Below are 1,789 nucleotides of genomic sequence, written 5' to 3'. Positions count from 1 at the left end.
TGGCGCGGGCCTTGTCCTCGTCACGGCGGCCGCCGCCGAAGACGGCGTCGAACTTGTTCTGCTGGATGGCGTCCAGCAGCGGGACGGTCTGGAGGGGGTTGCGGGTGCCGTCGGCACGTTCGGCCAGCTCGCCGCGGTCTATGAACTCCTGGACGGAGCCGACGACGAGCTTCAGCCCCAGCCGCTCGACAGTACGGTCCCGGAAGTCGATGACCTCGGGAAAGTTGTGCCCGGTGTCCACGTGCAGCACCGGGAACGGGACCTTGCCCGGCCAGAATGCCTTGGTGGCCAGGTGCAGCATCACCACGGAGTCCTTGCCGCCGGAGAACAGCAGCGCGGGCTTCTCGAACTCGGCCACCACTTCGCGGATGATGTGGATGGCCTCGGACTCGAGGGTGTCCAGGCTGCTCAGTCGGGTGGAGACGGCGGAGTCAGTCACCTGCGTTATCTCCTCGGTTAGGGAAGTGCTCATACGTGTAGTCCGCATTCTGTCTTGTCGGAGCCTGCCCAGCGGCCGGCGCGGGGGTCGTCACCCGGAGCCACCTTCCGTGTGCAGGGCTGGCAGCCAATGGAGGGGTAACCCTGGGAAAGCAGCGGGTTGACGGGCAGGAGGTTGTCGTCCGAGTACTGGACCAGCTGGTCGAACGTCCAAGCAGCCACCGGATTGACCTTGACCAGGCCGTTGGCCTCGTCCCAGGTCACCAGCGGGGTGTTGGTGCGCGTGGGAGCTTCCTCACGGCGGACGCCGGTGAACCAAACTTCGTATCCTGACAGCGTGCGGCGCAGCGGGGCCACCTTGCGCAGGGCGCAGCACTGGGCGGCGTCGCGCGCGAAGAGGTCCTTGCCCAGAAGCCGGTCCTGCTGCTCCACCGTGTTCTCCGGGAGCACGTCCACCACGTTGACGCGGAGGTTTGCGGCCACCTCGTCCCGTGTGGCGTAGGTTTCCGGGAAGTGGTAGCCAGTCTCCAGGAACAGGACGTCGACGCCGGGCAGCTGGTCCGCGACCAGGGCGGGCAGGACGGCGTCGGCCATGGAGCAGGCGACGGTGACCGAGGGCAGGTCGAAGTTTCGCTCCACCCAGGCGATCACGTCACGGGCCGGGGCGTCCCAGCCGAGCTCGGCAGCGCCTGCTTCGGCGAGGGCCTTCAGTTCTTCCTTGCTGCGGAGCTTCGGAACGGGCGCAAGCTCAGCCACTGTCGCCTCGACCTGCGCTGATGCATCAGCCGGCGCAACCACCGGGTCTACTCCAAGTGCATGCTTGCTCACTGGAGTGCCTCCTCGTCTGCTGCGTGCGCCCATTCGGCGAAGGTCTGGCCCTCGGCGCGCTGGGCCACGAAGGTGCGGACTACGCGCTCCACGTAGTCGGGCAGGTCGTCAACGTAGACCTTAAGCCCGCGGACGGTGCGTCCCAGGCCCGCCTCCTCGCGCTCGTTGGAAGCCAGCCCGCCGCCCAGGTGGACCTGGAAACCCGGCGAGGGGTCGCCGTCGGGCGTTGGAAGCATCATGCCCTTAAGGCCAATGTCCGCGGTCTGGATACGGGCGCAGGAATTCGGGCAGCCGTTGATGTGCAGGGACAGCGCGTGCGGCAGTTCGCCGGATTCGGCGAGGTCGGCCAGACGGCGTTCCAGCTCGGCCACGGCGGTGGCGGCCGTGTGCTTGGTTTCCACGATGGCCAGCTTGCAGTACTCGATGCCGGTGCAGGCGATGGTGCCGCGGCGGAACACGGACGGGCGGGCGGACAGGCCCAGCGCGTCCAGTTCGGCCACCAGGGGCTCCACCTGGTCCTTCG

Annotated in this window: 2 protein-coding genes and 1 pseudogene; all 3 read right to left on the bottom strand. The window is 67.9% G+C overall.

The window, feature by feature from the left end; translation table 11 throughout:
• A partial coding sequence (cysD, locus tag RIF85_RS15860; RefSeq protein ID WP_309072861.1) for a sulfate adenylyltransferase subunit CysD occupies positions 1 to 472 on the bottom strand: 472 nt, incomplete at its 3' end.
• Positions 469 to 1,266 carry a phosphoadenylyl-sulfate reductase gene (locus RIF85_RS15855; RefSeq protein ID WP_309072860.1) on the bottom strand — a complete coding sequence of 266 codons (798 nt, stop codon included), beginning with the start codon at positions 1,264 to 1,266 and terminating at the stop codon, positions 469 to 471. The genes cysD and RIF85_RS15855, both read right to left, overlap by 4 nt.
• Positions 1,263 to 1,789 (bottom strand): annotated as a pseudogene (locus tag RIF85_RS15850) (nitrite/sulfite reductase); the annotation flags it as partial. The pseudogene RIF85_RS15850 and the gene RIF85_RS15855, both read right to left, overlap by 4 nt.

It is taken from the genome of Arthrobacter sp., from assembly GCF_031179385.1.
Taxonomy (GTDB): Bacteria; Actinomycetota; Actinomycetes; order Actinomycetales; family Micrococcaceae; genus Arthrobacter_D.
Note: the sequence above shows the minus strand (reverse complement) of the source record. Positions and strands in the feature narration are given on the sequence as shown.